At 70.1% G+C, this 19100-nt stretch carries 17 protein-coding genes; 7 read left to right on the forward strand and 10 right to left on the reverse strand.

What is annotated here, in order from left to right:
• Window positions 1-71: 71 nt before the first annotated feature.
• From ACG0Z3_RS08885 to ACG0Z3_RS08905, 5 genes are all read right to left on the reverse strand, one after another.
• The gene (locus ACG0Z3_RS08885; protein ID WP_394396940.1) at window positions 72-836 is read right to left on the reverse strand and encodes a pseudouridine synthase; all 765 of its coding nucleotides are present in this window, start codon (window positions 834-836) and stop codon (window positions 72-74) included.
• Between the two features lie 5 nt (window positions 837-841).
• Window positions 842-1246, reverse strand: a complete 405-nt coding sequence (locus ACG0Z3_RS08890) for a YchJ family protein (RefSeq protein ID WP_394396942.1) — start codon at window positions 1244-1246, stop codon at window positions 842-844.
• Between the two features lie 29 nt (window positions 1247-1275).
• On the reverse strand, window positions 1276-2904 hold the full coding sequence (locus tag ACG0Z3_RS08895; RefSeq protein WP_394396943.1) for a response regulator: 1629 nt from the start codon (window positions 2902-2904) through the stop codon (window positions 1276-1278).
• A complete protein-coding gene (locus ACG0Z3_RS08900; protein WP_394396945.1) occupies window positions 2901-3581 on the reverse strand; it encodes a sensor histidine kinase in 681 nt (226 codons plus the stop codon). The genes ACG0Z3_RS08895 and ACG0Z3_RS08900 overlap by 4 nt, the downstream gene beginning before the upstream one ends.
• Window positions 3582-3662: 81 nt before the next feature.
• Window positions 3663-5885 carry a putative bifunctional diguanylate cyclase/phosphodiesterase gene (locus ACG0Z3_RS08905; protein WP_394396946.1) on the reverse strand — a complete coding sequence of 741 codons (2223 nt, stop codon included), beginning with the start codon at window positions 5883-5885 and terminating at the stop codon, window positions 3663-3665.
• A 202-nt stretch (window positions 5886-6087) separates the two neighbouring features.
• On the opposite strand from ACG0Z3_RS08905, the gene ACG0Z3_RS08910 reads away from it, so the two are divergent.
• On the forward strand, window positions 6088-6357 hold the full coding sequence (locus ACG0Z3_RS08910; RefSeq protein ID WP_394396947.1) for a hypothetical protein: 270 nt from the start codon (window positions 6088-6090) through the stop codon (window positions 6355-6357).
• A 22-nt stretch (window positions 6358-6379) separates the two neighbouring features.
• Here the strand turns inward: ACG0Z3_RS08910 and ACG0Z3_RS08915 are convergent, their stop codons facing one another.
• Window positions 6380-7111 (reverse strand): DUF481 domain-containing protein, encoded by a 732-nt coding sequence (locus ACG0Z3_RS08915; protein ID WP_394396948.1) that lies wholly within the window; start codon window positions 7109-7111, stop codon window positions 6380-6382.
• A 102-nt stretch (window positions 7112-7213) separates the two neighbouring features.
• On the opposite strand from ACG0Z3_RS08915, the gene ACG0Z3_RS08920 reads away from it, so the two are divergent.
• Both ACG0Z3_RS08920 and ACG0Z3_RS08925 read left to right on the forward strand, forming a co-directional pair.
• Entirely contained in the window at window positions 7214-9577 is a 2364-nt protein-coding gene (locus tag ACG0Z3_RS08920; RefSeq protein WP_394396949.1) for a UvrD-helicase domain-containing protein, read from the forward strand.
• A 10-nt stretch (window positions 9578-9587) separates the two neighbouring features.
• A complete protein-coding gene (locus ACG0Z3_RS08925) occupies window positions 9588-10004 on the forward strand; it encodes a PaaI family thioesterase (RefSeq protein WP_394396950.1) in 417 nt (138 codons plus the stop codon).
• A 10-nt stretch (window positions 10005-10014) separates the two neighbouring features.
• Here ACG0Z3_RS08925 and ACG0Z3_RS08930 read toward each other — a convergent pair whose 3' ends face one another.
• The 4 genes from ACG0Z3_RS08930 to ACG0Z3_RS08945 form a co-directional block, all read right to left on the reverse strand.
• Entirely contained in the window at window positions 10015-12249 is a 2235-nt protein-coding gene (locus tag ACG0Z3_RS08930; RefSeq protein ID WP_394396951.1) for a PhoX family protein, read from the reverse strand.
• Window positions 12250-12352: 103 nt separating this feature from the next.
• Window positions 12353-13171 (reverse strand): BPSS1780 family membrane protein, encoded by an 819-nt coding sequence (locus ACG0Z3_RS08935; RefSeq protein WP_394396952.1) that lies wholly within the window; start codon window positions 13169-13171, stop codon window positions 12353-12355.
• Between the two features lie 61 nt (window positions 13172-13232).
• Window positions 13233-14240, reverse strand: coding sequence for a homoserine kinase (locus tag ACG0Z3_RS08940; RefSeq protein ID WP_394396953.1), 1008 nt, complete (start codon window positions 14238-14240; stop codon window positions 13233-13235).
• Between the two features lie 35 nt (window positions 14241-14275).
• Window positions 14276-14569 (reverse strand): hypothetical protein, encoded by a 294-nt coding sequence (locus ACG0Z3_RS08945; RefSeq protein WP_394396954.1) that lies wholly within the window; start codon window positions 14567-14569, stop codon window positions 14276-14278.
• 41 nt (window positions 14570-14610) lie between these two features.
• On the opposite strand from ACG0Z3_RS08945, the gene polA reads away from it, so the two are divergent.
• Genes polA through ACG0Z3_RS08965 form a run of 4 tightly spaced genes read left to right on the forward strand, consistent with a single transcriptional unit; the run spans window position 14611 to window position 19043 of the window.
• Window positions 14611-17370: a DNA polymerase I gene (gene polA / locus ACG0Z3_RS08950; protein WP_394396956.1), complete on the forward strand. Its 2760-nt coding sequence runs from the start codon at window positions 14611-14613 to the stop codon at window positions 17368-17370.
• A 54-nt stretch (window positions 17371-17424) separates the two neighbouring features.
• On the forward strand, window positions 17425-17769 hold the full coding sequence (locus ACG0Z3_RS08955) for a type II toxin-antitoxin system prevent-host-death family antitoxin (RefSeq protein WP_394396957.1): 345 nt from the start codon (window positions 17425-17427) through the stop codon (window positions 17767-17769).
• Between the two features lies 1 nt (window position 17770).
• Window positions 17771-18385 carry an ATPase gene (locus ACG0Z3_RS08960; protein ID WP_394396958.1) on the forward strand — a complete coding sequence of 205 codons (615 nt, stop codon included), beginning with the start codon at window positions 17771-17773 and terminating at the stop codon, window positions 18383-18385.
• Window positions 18386-18416: 31 nt separating this feature from the next.
• Entirely contained in the window at window positions 18417-19043 is a 627-nt protein-coding gene (locus ACG0Z3_RS08965; RefSeq protein ID WP_394396960.1) for a response regulator transcription factor, read from the forward strand.
• The last annotated feature ends 57 nt before the right edge of the window (window positions 19044-19100 follow it).

Genomic DNA, 19100 nt, shown 5'->3' on the forward strand with positions numbered 1-19100 from the left:
GCCGGTCAGCCGTGACGTGGTGGCCTACAGGCGCAGCCGCAAGCGCTTCGACGAGGCCGCCGTGCGGCGCATCAACGAGGCCATCCTGCGGCTGGATGCGCAGGGGGAGCTGGCGCGCATCCGGGCGCGCTGGCTGGTGGCACCGCAGCAGCCGCGACCGGTGCCGGCCCCCAGGCCGGCGACTGCAGCGTCAGCGCCGCGCCGCTGACCGGGTGCGTCAGCGCCAGGTGCTCGGCATGCAGCCACAGCCGGTTCAGACCCAGGTGGGCCGCAACAGCCCGGTTCAGCGGGCCCTTGCCGTGCGTGGCGTCGCCGAGAATGGGGTGGGCGATGTGCTTGAGATGGCGGCGGATCTGGTGCCGCCGCCCCTGCAGCGGCTCGGCCGCCAGCAGCGCCACGCGGGTGGTGGCAAAGCGCGGGTCGGTGCTGACGGGCCACTCCTCGCGCTGCAGCACGCGCCAGCGCGTCTGTGCCGCCAGCAGCGGCTGGCCGGCCGAGGGCAGCTCGGGGTCGCGGGCCAGCGGGTGGTCGATGAGGCCGGCGTCCGCGCTCGGCCAGCCGCGCACCCGGGCCAGGTAGCGCTTGTCCATGCGGCCCTGCTCGAACATCGCTCCCAGCAGCGAGGCGACCTCGGCCGACAGCGCGAACAGCAGCACGCCCGAGGTGCCGCGGTCCAGCCGGTGCACGGGCCACACGGGCCGGCCCAGCTGGTCGCGCAGCAGCTGCAGTGCGGCCTCGCCCTCGCGCGCCGCCAGCTGCGTGCGGTGCACCAGCAGCCCCGGCGGCTTGTCGATCGCGACGAGGTGCTCGTCCTGATAGAGCAGGGTCAGTGTCAAGGTCGTCAGGCGCCGCCGATGTCGCGGTCGATGTAGAACCACTGGCCGTCCTCGCGCACGAAGCGACTCACCTCGTGCAGCCGGTAGGCGCGGCCGCCCAGCTTGCTGCGCGCGACGAATTCGACGAGGCCGTGCTCGGCGTCCTGCAGCGTCTGGCGCTTGACGCTCAGGCCCAGCCAGCGCAGGCCCGGCTCGGGCGGCTCCAGCGCGGCCGGCCGGGTGCTGGCGTGCCAGCTGGCCAGCAGGTAGGGCCGCAGGTCCCGCACGAAGGCGCTGTAGCGCGAGCGCATCAGCGCCTCGGGCGTGGCGGCCGCGAGCCGGCCGCTGGCGGCGTGTTCGGCATGCAGGCGGCCGCAGCAGTCGGCATAGGGGGCAGGCAGGCCGCAAGGGCAGGGGGTGGTCGCGTTCATCGGGGGCGCATCATGCCCTGCGGGCGGGCTCACGACTCAGCGGTCCAGCGCGACAGCTGCTGCAGCAACTCGGCCGCACGCGGGTCGCCGGGGCGCAGGGCCTGGGCGGTCTGGATGCTCTGCTGCACCTCGGCCTCCAGCGCGGCCGAGCGCCCATGGCGCTGCAGCACGGTCATCGCGACGGCGGCAAAGTTCAGCAGCACGCGGGCGTTGCGCGGCATGGAGATCTTGGCGCTGCGCAGGCTTTCCAGCGCGGCCTGCGGGTCGCCGTCGGCCATGCGTTGCATGCCGTCCTTCATCGCATGGGTGGCCTCGCGGCGCGCGGCCGCGGCCAGCTCGCCGCCGCTGGCGCCCAGGCCCAGGCGCTCGAAGGCGCGCTGCGAGCGCTGGATGAGGCGCTCGTCGTCGTAGTTGTTGCGCGTGACGTGCTGCAGCAGCCGCGTCGCGGCGTCGGCCTGCTGGGCCTCGATCAGCGTCTCGGCGATGCGCACGGCCAGCTCTGCGGCGTGGTCGGAGGTCTCGTCGGCACTCAACCCCACCAGCTCGGCCGCCAACCGGGCGGCGGCCTCGGCGTCGCCCGTGGCCTGCACGGCCCGCACGGTCTCGGCCTTGGCCAGCAGCTGGGCATCGTGGCTGTCGTAGCGCTGCGTCATCGTGGCCAGCAGCTTCTGTGCCTCGCCAGGGTAGCCGGCCTCGGTGTGCAGCCGGGCCATGCCCAGGAAGGGGTCCAGCGTCTCGACGGCGCTGTGCTCGGTCAGCTTGATGGCGCGGGCAAAGGCGCGCTCGGCCAGCTCGTGCTGGCCCTGGGCCAGCGCGGCCACGCCCAGCGCGGACTGGCGCTGCGCCGTGTTGGGCGACAGCGCCACGGCGCGCTCCAGCAGCGCCAGCTGCTGCGCCTCGTCGCCTTGTGCGTGCAGCACCTGGGCCAGCTCGTCGTAGGCCTCCAGGTACTGCGGGTGCTCGCGTACGGCGGTCTGCAGCAGCGTGCGGGCGGCGGCCAGGTCACCGGCCTGCGCGCGCACCTGGGCCAGCCCCAGCCGCGCCCACGCGATAGGTCCGCGCTGCAGCACGCCTTCGTAGACGGCCTGGGCGCGCGCCCAGTCACCCAGTTTCTGGTGGATCTGGGCCTGCAGGCGCAGCAGCTCGGCGAGGCATTTGCTGCCGGCGGTGATCTGTTCCTCGCACAGCTTGAGCGCGCCGCGCCAGTCACGCGCCTTCATCGCGGTGGCGATGCCGGCCAGCGCCGTCTTGCGCTCCACCAGCTTGAGCAGCCGCGTCTGCAGCATGTTCTCGGTGATGGGCTTGAGCAGGTAGTCGTCGGGCGCGTCCTCGGCGGCGGCCGAGACCATGGCGCTGGTTTTCTCGGCGGTGATCATCAGCCACACGGTGGCGGCGTCCACCCAGCCCCTGAGGCGGGCTTCCTCCAGCAGCTGCTGGCCGTTCTTGCCGGCGCCGAGGTTGTAGTCGCACAGCACGACGCCGTAGCGGCGCGCGGCCAGCATGCCGGCCGCGTCGCGGCCGTCGCTGGCGGTGTCCACACGGCGGGCGCCGCTGCGCAGCAACTGGCCCTTGAGCACGCTGCGCATGGCTTCGAAGTCCTCCACCAGCAGGAAGTCCAGGCTGCGCAGCGGGTCCAGGTGAGCGGGCATTTCTTTCATGGCAGCTGCAGGATGAAGCGGCCGCCTCCGAACTCGCCGCCGTTGGCGAGAACGGTGCTGCCGCTGGCGTCGCCGTGGCGGTGCAGGCCGGCGGCCAGCCGCGCGAAGTACAGGCCCAGGCCGGTGCTGCCGGTGCGGGTGTCGATGCCCTGGCGCGTGGGAAAGCCCTGCGCCAGCATGAAGGCGGGGAAGCCCTGGCCGTCGTCGGCCACCTCGATGGCCAGCCCGTCGGCCGTGGGCTGCAGGCACAGGGCCACGGTGTGGCGCGCGTAGCGCACCGCGTTGAACAGCGCCTGCACGACGACACTGTCGATCAGGTCGCGGTCGAACACCCAGTCGGGCGGCGCGGCCTGTGCGTGCACTTGCAGCGTCAGGCCCTTGAGCTTCACGAGCGGCCGCACGCGCGCCAGCAGTTCGTCGACGAATTCGTCCAGCGCCACCGGCTGCGGCTGGAAGGGGTACATGCCTTCCTCGATCTTGAACAGCGCCATCATCTGCACGAGGTTGCCGTTGACACGCTGCGTCTCGTACAGGGCCTGGGCCGTGGACTCGGCCGCGCCGGGCGGGGCGTCGGTGCGGGCCAGCTGCTGCAGCGCGTCTTCCAGGTAGGCCGAGATGACGCTGACCGAGTTCTTCATGTCGTGGGCTGCCGCCGCCACGAAGGTGGAGATGTCCATCGCTTGCCTTTCCGCCCCTGGCCTGCGCCTGCTGCCGGCGCCGTCACCGGGCTTGCGCGCCGACTGTACCGGTCGGGCGGCTCAGCGGGGGCGGCCGTTCGGGAAGGCGGCGATCAGCCCCTGCAGCGGCAGCGGCCGGCCCAGCAGCCAGCCCTGGCCGAAACGGCAGCCGCAGTCGGCCAGCACGGCCCGCTGCTCGGCGCTCTCGATGCCCTCGGCGATGACCTCCAGCTGCAGGTGCTGGCCCAGGCCCACGATGGTCTGCGCGATGGCGCGGTCGCGCTCGCCGGTGGGCAGGTCGCGCACGAAGCTGCGGTCGATCTTCAGCGAGCTGATGGGCAGGCTCTTGAGCATGGCCAGCGACGAATGGCCCATGCCGAAGTCATCCAGCGAGATCTCGAAGCCGATGTCGCGCAGCTGGTGCATCACGCGTTTCACCTGTTCGGGCTGGCGCATCAGCATGCTCTCGGTCAGCTCCAGCACCACCTGCGACGGCGGTACGGCCAGCTCGGCCGACATCGTGCGCAGCATCTGCGGCAGCGCGCTGCTGGTGAACTCCGAGGCGGCCATGTTGACGTGGATCTTCAGCGCGGCCAGGCCGCTGCGCTGCAGCAGGGCCAGGTCGCGAAGCGCCTGGCCCAGCACCCAGCGGCCGATGTCGATGATGAGGTGGCTCTGCTCGGCGATGGGGATGAAGACGTCCGGCGGCACGGTTTCGCCATCGGGCCGGTGCCAGCGGATCAGCGCCTCCACGCCGTGCAGCGCGCCCGAGGCGATGTCCACGATGGGCTGGTACAGCAGGTAGAGCTGACCGGTCTGCAGCGCCTCGTGCAGCGCGGTCTCGATGGCCAGGTGCTGGGCCAGCTTGGCGCGCTGCTGGGCCAGTGTGTCGGGGCTGCTGGTGGAGAACACCGTGCTGCCGTTGCGGCCGTTCTGCTTGACGCGGTACATGGCCGCGTCAGCGCTGCGCAGCAGCTCGGGGCCGGTGATGCCGTTCTCCGGGAAGCGGCTCACGCCGATGCTGGCCGACACGTTGAGTGCCACGTTCTCGTACAGGAAGGGCCGGCTGGCGGCGGCCAGCACGGCATCCACCAGCGTGGCGAGGGCCTGCTCGTTGCCGCTGTCGGGCACCAGCACCGCGAACTCGTCGCCGCCCAGCCGGCCCACGCGCGCGGGCGGCGGGGCGAGGGCCTGCAGCCGGCGCGCAAAGCCCTGCAGCACGGCGTTGCCGGCCTCGTGGCCGAAGGCGTCGTTGATGGGCTTGAAGCGGTCGAGGTCGATGAACATCAGCGCGAAGCGCCGGCCCTGGCGCTGGCTGAGCGCGCAATGCTGGTTGAGTTGGGCGTAGAAGTAGCCGCGATTGTCCAGCTCGGTCATCTCGTCCACCTGGGCCAGGCGGCGGATGACGGCCTCGGTCTCCAGCCGCTGCGCGGTCTGTGCGATCAGCGCGCCGATGGTGGCCGAGACCTTGGGCAGCTGCGCGTCGGGCTGGCGCGCCAGGCTGCTGTAGAACTCCAGCACGCCGGGGCAGTGCTGGCTGCCGTCGTCGGATGCGTAGGTCACCGGGAACACGTAGCCTGACCACAGCCCGCACATCTGCGCGCTGCCGCGCCGCAGGAAGCGTGCATCGGTGCTCATGTCCTCCACCCACTCGGCCTGGCCGGTGGCCCACACACGGCCCACCAGGCCCTCGCCCGGCGCCATGCCCAGGTCGGCGCTGACGACGCTGAACTGCTCCAGGTCGCGGTCCGGCGGGTGCCAGAAGTGGCGGCAGTGCAGCTGGCCCGGCGCGTCGCCGGCGTCTTCCATGCGCCAGTAGGCGCCCCATTCCCAGCCCAGGTTGCGGCAGATCAGCTGGATGACGTTGGTGATGGCGTCCTGCAGCGTGTGCGTGCCGACGAGGTACTCGGTCAGCGCATAGCCCAGGCGCTCGCGGACGGCGGCGTGGGTTAGGTCGGTCACGTCCTGCAGCAGGCCCCGGCGCCAGCGCGGGCGCAGCGGGTCGGGCGGCAGTGGCGTCACACGCAGCCAGCGCATGCCGCGCGCCAGGCCGATGACGCGTATGTCCAGCGGCGCCTGTGCCTGCGGGGCCGTCCACAGCCGCATCAGCCCGGGCAGGTCCTCCTCCACCACATGGCCGAAGCAGGCGTACAGGTTGTCGGGCACCTCGGCCGCGCCGGGCAGCTCCAGGTAGTCGCAGGCCACGGGCGACAGCTGCGTCTGGCCGGTCAGCGGGTCATGCCACCACTGGCCGAAGCCGGCGGCGCGCTCCAGCTCCGTCATCCCTGGCGCGAGGCTGGGCATGCGCTGTGCGGGAGCAAGGGCGAGGGCGGGTGGTACACGGGTTCCCTGGGGGCTGGTCATGCGCGGGGGCGCGCAATTCGCATGCCAGCGTTGGCCGCGCTGCAGGCCCCGCCGGCGTGCGGCCGCCCGGGTCTGGCGCAGGGGTCGCACGCTGCTGGTGCGCGGCGCGCTACGCTGTGGCCTTCATGGCAAGGAGGCGCCTGTGGGCATCGTGGTGTATTGGCTGGAGGCGGATGGCCCGGACTGGCGGCCGGCGTGCGAGTTTTTCGCCGGCCACGAGCTGACGCAGGCGCTGGCCTGCGCCGAGGCGCAGCGCCGCCAGGGGCATGGCCATGTGAGCATTTCCACCGAACTGGCCGACCACGTCGGCCGGCCCGGCGTGGCCGCCGTGGAGGGCGGCAAGACGCCCGACGGCGAAGCCTACGAGTGGAGCAAGGCCGGGCGGGCCGGCAAGGTGCGGCGCGGGCGTTGAGCGCGCTGGGGCGGCAGCTGCCTCAGAACTTGTAGCCGAAGCCCATGGTCAGCAGGTTGTCCGTCTTGCGGGTGCCCGCCGGGACGCGGCTGCTGTAGCGGCTGGACAGGCCTGCGTTCAGCGTCCAGCTGCCGCTGAGGGTGGTGGCCAGGCCGGCGTCGAAGGTGGCTCGGTCGCCGAGCTCACCGCCGCCGGGGTAGTAGACGAGGCGCTGCTTCAGCGACGTGGTGTCGCTGAGCTTGTGGCTGGACTCCTCGCCGAACAGCGCCTGCGCGCCGTCGGCGCGCGTGCCGTCGGTGGCGCGGGTGTCGGTGTAGCCCACACCGGCGAACACGTCCCACAGGTGGGCGTCGTTCTTCACGAGGTGGTGGCCCACGCCGCCGTTGAGGCTGTAGCGGTCGCGCACGCCGCCGGCCTCGTTGGTCTCGCCTTCGGCGCCGCCGAAGGAGAACCAGCGAGCGCCGAGGTTGAAGTCGTAGCGGCCGCCCACGCGCAGCAGGTCGGCGGTGGTGGTGCTGACCCCGCCGACGCGGCTGCGGCCGTAGTTGGCGATGCCGTAGAGGCTGATCTTGTCGTCGGCGGTGGCGCGGCTGGTGTCGGCGTTGGCGGCCAGCGTGCGGCTGCTGGTGTTACCGCTGGCCAGGGCGCCGGAAAGGCTGAGGCCGCCGTGCCAGCGGCCGTCGGGGGTGTCCTGGGCCAGGGCGGCTGGGCAGGTGAGGCAGAGAGCGGTGAGCAGGAGCGTGGAACGGGTCATCAAGGCAAGCAGGACTTCGGGAAAGCCCGCAGTATCCCCAGCGCCGTCGGGCCCCGGTGTCGGACGCCAGCCCGTCCGGGGGGGGCTCTCTAAAATGCCGGTATGACTTCTTCTCCTGTCGGTGTCGCGGCCGACGCTGCTTCCAGCCCCCTCCTGCGCAATCTCAACCCCGAGCAGCTCGCCGCCGTAACGGCAGCGGCCGAGCCGGCCCTGATCCTGGCCGGCGCCGGCTCCGGCAAGACCCGCGTGCTGACCACCCGCATCGCCTGGCTGCTGAACACGGGCCAGGTCAGCCCCGGTGGCGTGATGGCCGTGACCTTCACGAACAAGGCCGCCAAGGAGATGCAGACGCGCCTGGCCACGATGCTGCCGTTCAATGTGCGGGGCATGTGGATCGGCACCTTCCACGGCCTGTGCAACCGCTTCCTGCGCGCGCACTGGAAGCTGGCCCACCTACCGCAGGCCTTCCAGATCCTGGACGCGAGCGACACGACCTCGGCCGTCAAGCGCGTCATCAAGGCCATGAAGCTCGATGAGGAGCGCTTCGTGCCGAAGCAGGTGGGCTGGTTCATCGCCGGCTGCAAGGAAGACGGCCAGCGCCCGGGCGATGTGGTGGTGCATGACGAGCAGACGCGCAAGCTCGCCGAGATCTACGCCAACTACGAGGACCAGTGCCAGCGCGAGGGCGTCGTCGACTTCGCCGAGCTGATGCTGCGCAGCTACGAGCTGCTGCGCGACAACCCGGCCGTGCGCGAGCACTATCAGAACCGCTTCCGCCACATCCTTGTCGACGAATTCCAGGACACCAACAAGCTGCAGTACGCGTGGCTGAAGATGTTCGCGCCGCCGGGTTCGGCGCATGGCCAGAGCCTGCTCGCGGTGGGCGATGACGACCAGAGCATCTACGCCTTCCGTGGCGCTCGCGTGGGCAACATGATCGACTTCGAGCGCGAGTACCGCGTTCAGCGCGTCATCAAGCTGGAGCAGAACTACCGCAGCTTCGGCCACATCCTTGATGCCGCCAACGAGCTGATCAGCCGCAACAGCCAGCGCCTGGGCAAGACGCTGCGCACCGACGCCGGCCAGGGCGAGCCCATCCGCGTGCAGGAGTCGCCAAGCGACTTCGCCGAGGCGCAGTGGCTGATCGAGGAGATCCAGCACCTGCACCGCGGCGGGCTGGACCGCAAGGAAATCGCCATCCTGTACCGAAGCAACGCGCAGTCGCGGGTCATCGAGTCGGCGCTGTTCAACTCGGGCATCCCGTACCGCGTCTACGGCGGCCTGCGCTTCTTCGAGCGCGCCGAGGTCAAGCACGCGCTGGCCTACCTGCGCCTGCTGGAGAACGCCAACGACGACACCAGCTTCCTGCGCGTCGTGAACTTCCCGACGCGTGGCATCGGCGCCAAGACGCTGGAGAACCTACAGGACGCTGCCAAGGCCACGGGTCGCAGCCTCTACCAGAGCGTCAGCGCCATCGCCGGCAAGGGCGGCGCCAACCTGCTGGCCTTCACCAACCTCATCGATTCCACGCGCAACCTCACGCAGGGCATGACGCTGCGCGAGATCATTGAGCAGGTGCTGCAGACCTCGGGCCTGCTGGACTTCTACCGCACCGACAAGGACGGCGCCGAGCGGCTGGAGAACCTGGACGAACTGGTCAACGCGGCCGAGGCCTTCGTCATGCAGGAGGGCTTTGGCAAGAACGCCGTCGGCCTACCGGTGGACGAGACGGCCCAGCCTGGCACGCCGGGCGCGGTGCCCGACGCCGAGACCGGCGAGATCATGTCGCCGCTGGTGGCCTTCCTGACGCATGCCTCGCTGGAGGCGGGCGACAACCAGGCGCAGGCCGGACAGGACGCCGTGCAGCTGATGACCGTGCACTCGGCCAAGGGCCTGGAGTTCGACGCGGTGTTCATCACGGGCCTGGAGGAAGGTCTGTTCCCGCATGAGAACGCGATGTCCGACCCCAACGGGCTGGAGGAGGAGCGGCGCCTCATGTATGTGGCCATCACGCGGGCGCGTAAGAAGCTGTCCTTGAGCTTCTGCCAGACGCGCATGCTGCACGGACAGACGCGTTATCACATCAAGAGCCGCTTCTTCGACGAGCTGCCCGAGGACGCGCTGAAGTGGCTGACGCCGCGCAACCAGGGCTTCGGCTCGGGCTTTGCACGGGAGTACCAGAACGCCTGGGACCGCGGTTCCGGCCTCAAGGGCATGGTGGGGGCGGGCCGCGTCGAGAAGGCTGCCTGGGTGGAGCCGCCGGTGCCGGCCAGCATGAAGCAGAAGGTCTCCGAGGAGCACGGCGGCCTGCGCGTGGGCAAGGGCGTGTTCCACACCAAGTTCGGCGAGGGCGTGCTGCTGACGCTGGAAGGCGCGGGCGCCGATGCGCGAGCGCAGGTCAACTTCGGCCGGCATGGCACCAAGTGGCTGGCGCTGTCGGTAGCCAAGCTCACGCCCATCGATTGAGCGAGGCACCATGACGCCGCTTCTCACCCGCGACGAGATGGCCGCCTTCCTGGCGGCCGAGTTCCCGCAGACGCGGGTGACGGTGGAGGCCATCGAGGCCGACGGCGTCACGCTGGCGCATGCCATCACCGAGGCCGAGCTGCGCCCCGGAGGCACGGTGTCGGGGCCCGTGATGATGGCGCTGGCCGACGTGGCGCTGTATGTGGCCGTGCTGGCGCGCATCGGCATCGTGCCGCTGGCGGTCACGACGCAGCTGAGCATCAACTTCCTGCGCAAGCCGCGCGCCGACCGGAGCCTGCTGGCGCGCTGCCGGCTGATCAAGCTGGGCCGCACGCTCGCCGTGGGCGAGGTGTGGCTGCAGTCTGAGGGCGAGGACGAACCGGTGGCGCACGCCACCGGCACCTACGCGCTCCCGAGGGAGCGCTGATCATGCCCCGTCAGCTGCCGATGCGGCCGCCGTCGTTCTTCGTGATCATCACCGTGGCCGACCGCGGGCGGGCCGTGGCGCCGCCGGCACCGTAGCCGCTGTTGCCCGGCCAGTGGCTGGTGAACTTGCTCGGGTCGGCCAGGGCAGACACCGGCGTGTCATCACCCGGGTGCTGCACGTTGACGAACATCACCTTGCCGTCCGGCGACTCGCACATGCCGGTGATCTCGTTGTTGTTCGGGCCCACGAGGAAGCGCTTGAGCGTGGCGTCGGTCGGCTTCTTGCCCACGGGCGTCGTCACCGAGACGGTGCCGTAGTTCAGCGTCTGCACCGCGCCGTCACCCACGGTGCCCGGCAGCGCAGCCAGCATCATGCAGTTGGTGGCGTCGGTGAAGGCGCCGTCGTCGGTCTGGATCCAGCAGATGCCGGTGCTCTGGCTGAACACCAGGCCGTCGGGGCTGGAGAAGTCCTGGTCGGCGGTCAGGCCCGACAGGTTCACGAAGCCCGGCGACGCGGTGGACTCGGCGCCGAACAGATAGACGTCCCAGCTGAAGCTGGCCGCACCCGACTCGCCGCCGGTTTCCTTGACGCGCACGATGTGGCCGTTGACGTTGCCCTGCTGCGTGGTCGAGGCATCCTTGATGTCGCTATAGGCGCGCGGGTTGGCAGCGTTGACCTGGGTCTGTGAGCCGGTGGGCGCCACGCGACGGTTGCTGTTGTTGGTCATCGTGAAGTAGACCTCGCCGGTGACCGGGTGGGTGCCGCACCACTCGGGGCGGTCCATCTTGGTGGCGCCCACAGCGTCGGCGGCCAGGCGGGCGTGCATCAGCACGTCGCCGTCGTTGGCGAAGGCGTAGCCCGTGTAGCCGGCCACCGTCGGGTTGGCCATGCTGAGCTCGACCCAGGTGCCGGTGCCGTCGGCGTTGAACTTGGCGACGAACAGCTTGCCGCTGTCCAGGTATTTGTCGCCCGCGGCGATGCGGTCGGCGGGCGTGGCGTCGGCGGCGGCCCAGTTGGCGCTGGTCACGAACTTGTAGACGTATTCGTTCTGCGCGTCGTCGCCCATGTACACGGCCAGCGGCTTGCCGGCCACCGGCTTGCTGAAGGCGGCGGCCTCGTGCGCGAAGCGGCCCAGCGCGCTGCGCTTCTTAATGACCGAGGTGGCGTTGTAGGGGTCGATCTCGGTGATGTAGCCCTGGCCGTTGATCTCGTGGCGGTAGTCGTCGCTGCCGTCGGCCGACACGCCGGTGACGCTGGTATTCCAGCGAGCGTACTTGTCGGCGCTGCCGGCGGTTTCCCAGCCGTAGCGGCTGGCGGCGGCAGCTGTGGCGCTGGCCGAGCGGCCGTAGCGGGCCAGCGCCACGTTGGCGTTGGCGCTGCGCTTGGCGTTGTCGCCCATCGCGCGGAAGAAGTAGCCGGTCCAGTTCTCCTCTCCGGTCAGCAGCGTGCCCCAGGGCGTCTTGCCGGTGCCGCAGTTGTTCAGCGTGCCGCGTGTCTTGGTGGCAGACGGCGAGAACTTGGTGACCAGCAGCGCGTTGCCGCGCGCCGGGCCGGAGATCTCGATCTCGGTCAGGCCGGTGATGCGGCGGTTGAACGGCGAGTCCGTCACGCAGGCGAACTTGCTTGCGGTCTTGCGGAACTCGACGATGGCCACGCCGTGGGCGTCCACCTCGATGTCGGTCTCAGCGGCTGGGCGGGGCAGGGCGCTCGGACCCTTGGCGTGCAGGAACTGCGGCGTGATGTATTCGAAGTTCATGCCCAGCAGCGCGCGGTCGCTGTTGCTGGCGTCGGGCGTGCCGGTGGCGGACAGGCCGAAGTACTCCATGCCGTCGTGGCAGTCGCCGGCGCGCTTGTCGAAGCCTGTGTCCGTGCCGTCGTTCTTGTAGGCGGACACGCCGGCGAACATGGCGTCGCCGGTGGCGAACACGACGGTGGCGGTGTAGCCGGCCGGCACCGTGATGGTGTCGTTGAGGTTCTTGTTGACCGCCGCGAAGGACAGCAGCGTCTCGGTGGGCTTGGGCGGCTGGGCGGGCGCGGGGTTGTCGTCCCCGCCGCCGCAGGCGGTCAGGGCGGAGGCGCCGAAGGCGGCGGTCATCGCGGTGCCGAAGCCGCCGCGCAGGATGTTGCGGCGGCTCAGGCGCGCCTGCAGCACGCTGTCGAAGCTCGGGTTGGCCGAGCGGTTGGAGTCTTCGTCGTCAAACGAGGCAGCGAGGGGCAGGACGGACTTGCCAGAGGGGCGGGTCATGGGTGTGACATCACGAGGGTTGGAACACAGCCAAACAGGCTATGCGGCCTTCGTGAAATCCCTGTTAAACACCCGCAGCGGGCGTTGAACAGCGCCGCCCGCGTCAGTGGTCGAGCAGGTCCTGCGGGGCGCCGAACATGAAGCAGTCGACGAAGCTGAAGTACAGCGACGCGTAGAACGCGGTGGACAACATCAGCCCGACAGCCATCAGCGCCACGGGCGCCACCTGGGCAAGGCCCAGCAGCCCGAACACCAGGCTGATGATGCCCGCCACGGCCATCAGCAGCGCGCCCCACAGCAGCGCATTCAGCGCGAAGGCGGCCTTGTTTCGCCACAGCGCCAGCGTGCTGGAGAACAGCGCCTGCGCCACGCCCTGGCCGCCCCAGTGCACCAGGGCCGGCGCATGCCAGTAGGGCACGGCCAGCAGCGCCAGCAGGCCCAGCCGCGTGGCCATGCCCCAGAACAGGCGTGGGTCGGTGGCGGCGTTGGTGACGGCGTCGCTGTTGTCAGCGTTCTCGGCGATGAGCTTCTGCAGCTCGCGCGTGCTGCCGCCATCCACCCAGTCGGCCAGCCAGCTGATGAATACCACGGCCAGCGCGTAGCTGACGCACAGCAGCAGTTGGCTGCGGCGGCGTTCCGGCGTGAGCTTGAACGGCGCGGCGAACACGGCGGCCGTGGGCGCCTTCTTCTGCAGCACCAGATGCGTGGCCAGCATGAAGCCCAGCGACAGCAACGGCAGCGACGCGAAGGTCAGCAGCGGTCCCACGCCTGGCAGCAGCATGGCGACGAAGCCGAAGAACAGGAACAGCCCGAACAGCCCCGACAGCGCCAGCGGCTGGCGCTGGAACACCTTGAAGCCGTGGCGTATCCACAGCCGGCCGTTGCGCGCCGGCACATCCTGCAGGTGCAGCTGCATGGTCATGTTGTCTGCCTCTCGCCCGCAGGGATGACGGCTTGCTTGGGGCGGCCCGGCGCTGCGCGGCTCATGCGTGTTCCTTCAGGGCGTGCCACGGCGTGGCGATGCGCTCGCGCAGCACTCGCTCGAAGTGGCCGGGGTCGTGGGCCTTCAGCAGCGCCGCCTCGCGCGGCAGGTGCAGGTCGAACAGGCGCGACACCCAGAAGCGCAGCGCCGCCGCGCGCAGCAGCGCCGGCAGCAGCCGGTGCTCGGTGCCGGTGAGCGGCCGCACGCGCTCGTAGGCCGCCACGAATACGGCCGCGCGCTCCTCGACAAGGCGGCCGTCGCCCAAGTCGATGCACCAGTCGTTCAGGCACACGGCGAGGTCGAACAGCCAGGTGTCCACGCCGGCAAAGTAGAAGTCGAAGAAGCCGGTCAGCCGCTCGCGGCCTGGGCCCTCGCCGGGCTCGAACATCACGTTGTCGCGGAACAGGTCGGCGTGGATGGGGCCCGACAGCTCGGCCTGCAGGTGGGCATAGTCGGCAGACGTGGCCAGCTGTTCCTGGAAGCGCAGCTCGGCTGTCAGCAGCTCGGCCTGTGTAGCGTCCAGGAAGGGCAGCAGCTGCGGGACCACCTGCTGCCACCAGGCCAGGCCGCGCAGGTTGGGCTGGTGCATGGGGAAGTCGCGCCCGGCCAGGTGCATCTGGGCCAGCGTGGCGCCGACCTGCTCGCAGTGAAATGCGTCGGGCGCCATCTGGTGGCCGCCGTGCAGGCGGTCGACGATGGCCGCCGGCTTGCCGGCCACGGTGAACAGGATCTCGCCTGTCGCGTCGGCATGCGGCTCGGGCACCAGCACGCCGCGCTGGGCCAGGTGCTGCATCAGCCGAAGGTAGAACGGCAGCTGCTCGGCCGTCAGGCGCTCAAACAGCGTCAGCACGTAGCGGTGCAGGTGGCCGTCGTCGCCGGTGCAGTCGACGAAGTAGTTGGTGTTCTCGATGCCGGCGCCGATGCCGCGCAGCGAGCAGAGCTGCCCCAGGTGGAGGTGGTCCAGCAGGGCTTGCGCCTGCACGGGGCTGACTTCGGTGAAAACGGCCATGGGCTACAGGGAACACGGCGCGAGGCCGCGTGACATCAGAATTTGAGGACTTTCCAGACCCGCGTGCCCGAGCCGCTCTTGGGCAGGCCCGTGCCGGTGCCGCCGGCCGACTCGCGGCCCGCGTCGTTGACGACGATCTCGTACTCCGGCGCCTTGGTGAGCTTGTTCTTCACCGTGACCTTCTTGGTCTCGCCGCGCACCTTCAGCTCCTCGATGCGGACCTGGTCGTCCTCGGCCACGTTGCGCTCAACCTTGGGCTCGGGCGGCGGGTCTGCCAGGGCGCCGGTCGCGACTGCGGCCAGCAGCAGGAGGAGGGAGGAGCGGAGCATGGCGCGGATTCTAGGTGGGAGGTGTCCGAGAATCCGTCGCCATGAGTAAACCCATCCTGCTGCTGGTCGACGGTTCCAGCTACCTGTACCGCGCCTTCCATGCCATGCCCGACCTGCGCGGGCCCGAGGGGCAGCCCACCGGGGCGGTGCGCGGCATGGTGGCCATGCTGAAGAAGCTGCAGAGCGACATCGGCGCGGAGCACGCCGTCTGCGTGTTCGACGCCTCCGGCCCCACCTTCCGCGACGAGTGGTACCCCGAGTACAAGGCTCAGCGCTCGCCCATGCCGCCGGAGCTGCGCGCGCAGATCGAGCCCATCCACGAGGTCGTCAAGCTGCTGGGCTGGCCCACGCTGACGGTGCCGGGCGTGGAGGCGGACGACGTCATCGGCACGCTGTGCCGCGTCGGCGTGGCGCAGGGCCACCGCGTCATCGTGTCCACCGGCGACAAGGACCTGTCCCAGCTCGTGAACCCCGACGTGGAGCTCATCAACACCATGAGCAACGAGCGGCTGGACGAGGCCGGCGTGATGGCCAAGTTCGGCGTGCCGCCGGACCGCATCATCGATTACCTGACGCTGATGGGCGACACGGTGGACAACGTGCCCGGCGTGACCGGCGTGGGCCCCAAGACCGCGGCGAAGTGGATTGCCGAGTACGGCTCGCTGGATGGCGTCATCGCCGCGGCGGCCAGCGTCAAGGGCAAGGCCGGCGAGAACCTGCGCGCCGCGCTGGACTGGCTGCCCATGGGCCGCAAGCTCGTTACCGTGAAGCTGGACTGCGAGCTGGCCGACCACGTGAAGGGCTGGCCGGCGCTGGAGGAACTCGCCTTCCGCGCGCCCGACAAGGCGCCGCTGGCCGAGTTTTACACGCGCAGCGGTTTCAAGGCCTGGCTGGAGGAACTGACCGGCGCGGCACCCGCGCCCAAGCCCAAGGCCGCTGCGGCGGCCAGCCTCGGCCTGTTCGACGAGCCCGAGCCGCCCGCCGGTGCCGCCGACCTGGCCCGCCAGTACGACACCATTTTCACGTTCGAGCAGCTGGACGCCTGGATTGCCCGCTTGTGCGCAGCTCCCTTGTGCGCTCTGGACACCGAGACCGACTCGCTGGACCCGATGGCCGCGCAGATCGTCGGCATCTCCTTTGCCGACCAGCCCGGCCAGGCCGCCTATATCCCGCTGCGCCACAGCGGGCCGGACGCGCCTGAGCAACTGCCCATGGAAGAGGTGCTGGCGCGCCTCAAGCCCTGGCTGGAGGACGCGTCGGCCAAGAAGATCGGCCAGAACCTCAAGTACGACCGCCATGTGTTCCTGAACCACGGTATCCAGCTGGCCGGCGTGCAGCACGACACGCTGCTGCAGAGCTATGTGCTGGAGGCGCACAAGACCCACAACCTCGAAGCGCTGGCCGAGCGCCACCTGGGCCGCAAGGGCCTGAGCTACGAAGACCTGTGCGGCAAGGGCGTGCACCAGATCCCGTTCGCGCAAGTGGCGGTCGACAAGGCCACCACCTACTCCTGCGAGGACAGCGAGATGTGCCTGCACCTGCACGGCGTGCTGTGGCCGCAGATCGAGGCTGAGGCAGGCCTCAAGCGCATCTACGAGCTGGAGATGCCTACCGCCGATCTGCTGGCGCGCATCGAGCGTACCGGCGTGCTCATCGACACCGAGCGCCTGCAGCAGCAGAGCCATGAGATCGGCCAGCGCCTCGTCACGCTGGAGCAGCAGTGCTACGACATTGCCGGCCAGCCCTTCAACATCGGCAGCCCGAAGCAGATCGGCGACATCCTGTTCACCAAGCTTGGCCTGCCGGTCGTCAAGAAGACGGCCACCGGCGCGCCGTCCACCGACGAGGAGGTGCTGACCGAGCTGGCCGCCGACTTCCCGCTGCCGGCCAAGATCCTGGAATACCGCGGCCTGGCCAAGCTCAAAAGCACCTACACCGACAAGCTGCCGCTGCAGGTCAACGCCCACACGGGCCGCGTGCACACCAACTACGCACAGGCCGTGGCGGTCACGGGGCGGCTGTCCAGCAACGAGCCCAACTTGCAGAACATCCCCATCCGTACAGCCGAGGGGCGCAAGGTGCGCGAGGCCTTCGTCGCGCCGCCGGGCTGCAGGATCGTCAGCGCCGACTACTCGCAGATCGAGCTGCGCATCATGGCCCATATCAGCCAGGACCCCGGCCTGTTACGCGCCTTCCAGGAAGGCCAGGACGTGCACAAGGCCACCGCCAGCGAAGTGTTCGGTGTGCCGCTGGCCGAGGTGTCCAGCGAGCAGCGCCGCTATGCCAAGACCATCAACTTCGGCCTCATCTACGGCATGGGCGCCTTTGGCCTGGCCTCGGCGCTGGGCATCGAGCAGAAGGCGGCCAAGGACTACATTGACCGCTACTTCACCCGCTTTGCCGGCGTGAAGACCTACATGGACGAGACCAAGGCCGGCGCCGCCGAGCGCGGCTATGTGGAGACGCTGTTCGGCCGGCGCATCTACCTGCCCGAGATCCGCGGCGGCAACGGCCAGCGCCGTGCCGGCGCCGAGCGCCAGGCCATCAACGCGCCCATGCAGGGCACGGCGGCCGACCTCATCAAGCTCGCCATGCTGGCCGTGCAGGCTGAGCTGGAGCGGGCCGGCAAGCAGAGCAAGATCGTCATGCAGGTGCACGACGAACTGGTGTTCGAGGTGCCCGAGGCCGAGCTGGACTGGATGCGCACCGAGGTGCCGCGCCTGATGGCCGGCGTGGCCCAGCTCAAGGTGCCGTTGCTGGCCGAGGTGGGCGTGGGCAGCAACTGGGAAGAGGCTCATTGATTTCCTATATTTCCCAAAATGGGGAAAATGGGCGGGCGTGATCAGGAGCTGCCCATGTCTGCCGTCGTCGAACAAGCCATTGCCGACCATCTTCCCAGCGTGACGGCCACCGAACTCGTGGCCGGCATCCAGAAGGTGGGCCGCGCGGTGGCCGCGCATGGTGCCGTGCTCATCACCAAGCACGACCAGCCGGCCTTCGTGCTGATGTCGGTCGAGCGCTACCGCGAACTGCAGCGCGCCGCCGAGCCCGACCTCGGGGCGCTGAGCGGCGAGTTCGATGCGATGTTCGCGCGCATGCAGGGGCAGGTCGAGGCACTGGCCGAGGCGTTCGCGATGGCGCCCGAGGCGGTCGGCCAGGTCGCCGTGAAGGCCGCCAAGCCCCGCCGCAAGGCCGCCTGACTTGCCGATCTTCGTGCTGGCCGGCGTCAACGGCGCCGGCAAGAGCTCGCTGGGCGGCGCGGCCATCCAGGCCAGCGGCGCCGAGTTCTTCAATCCCGATGTCATCGCCGCGCGGCTGCGGGAGCAGCAGCCCGGCCTGTCCGTCGAGCAAGCAAACGGCCTGGCCTGGACGCTGGGCCGGCGCGGCCTGGAGAAGGCGCTCGCCGGCGGCCTGACCTATGCGTTCGAGACGACGCTGGGCGGCCACAGCATCGCCCGGCTGCTGTTCGACGGTGCCCGTCAGGGCGCGCAGATTCACGTGTGGTTCGCCGGCTTGGCCACGCCGGAGCTGCACCTGCAGCGCATCGCTGCCCGCGTGGTGGCCGGCGGGCACGACATCCCCGAGGCGAAAGTGCGCGAGCGCTTCGATGCCAGCCGAAGCAACCTCATCAAGCTGATGCCGCACCTGGCCAGCCTGCGCGTCTACGACAACAGCGCCGAGGCCGACCCGCGCGCCGGCAAGCGGCCACAGCCCGTGCTGCTGCTGCAGATGCAGGCCGGCCGCGTCGTCTCGCATGCGCCCCTGCGCAGCGTGCCGGTCTGGGCCAAGCCCGTGCTGGCCGCCGCCCTGCGTTGACTATCATCATCCGAGTCCATAAGGAGGGGTGATGCAGGTTCTGCTGGTCGATGCGTTTCCGATGGTGCGCGCGGCGCTGACGGCCCTGATCGAGCAGCACTTCGCGGGTGCGCAGGTGCTGGGCGTGGACAGTGCCGCCGCCGCGCGGGCCGCGCTGGAGCGGCAGGTGCCGCGCCTCGTGCTGCTGGACCTGCGCGTTGACGGCGGTTTGGAGCTGATGAACCAGATCCACCAGCAGCACCTGCTGCTGCCCGTGGTGGTGATCTCCGGCAGCGACGACACCGAGGATGCGCTGCAGGCTCTGGGCGCCGGCGCCATGGGCTATGTGCCCGAGCGCAGCGACCTGGGCACGCTGGTGCAGGCCCTGCACCTGGTGCTGGCCGGTGGCACCTATGTGCCGCCGCTCAAGCGCCTGGCCGACGAGCCCGCGCCCGTATCTGCCGAGCCCGGTCAGGCCTGGGCCGAACTGCCGCTGACACCGCGCCAGAAGGGCGTACTGGATCTGCTGGCGCGTGGACTGTCCAACAAGGAGATCGCCCGCGAACTCAACATCGGTGTGGAGACCGTGAAGGACCACGTCGCCGCCGTGCTGAAGGCGCTAGGCGCCAACTCACGCACGCAGGCGGTGCTGATTGCGACGCAAAAACGCGGGCGGTGACGGGCTGCATGCGGGTGCCGGCGGCGCCCGCGTGGTGGGCGGCGATCAGCCCGTTGT

It is taken from the genome of Pelomonas margarita, from assembly GCF_043555875.1.
Lineage (GTDB): Bacteria > Pseudomonadota > Gammaproteobacteria > Burkholderiales > Burkholderiaceae_C > Pelomonas > Pelomonas margarita.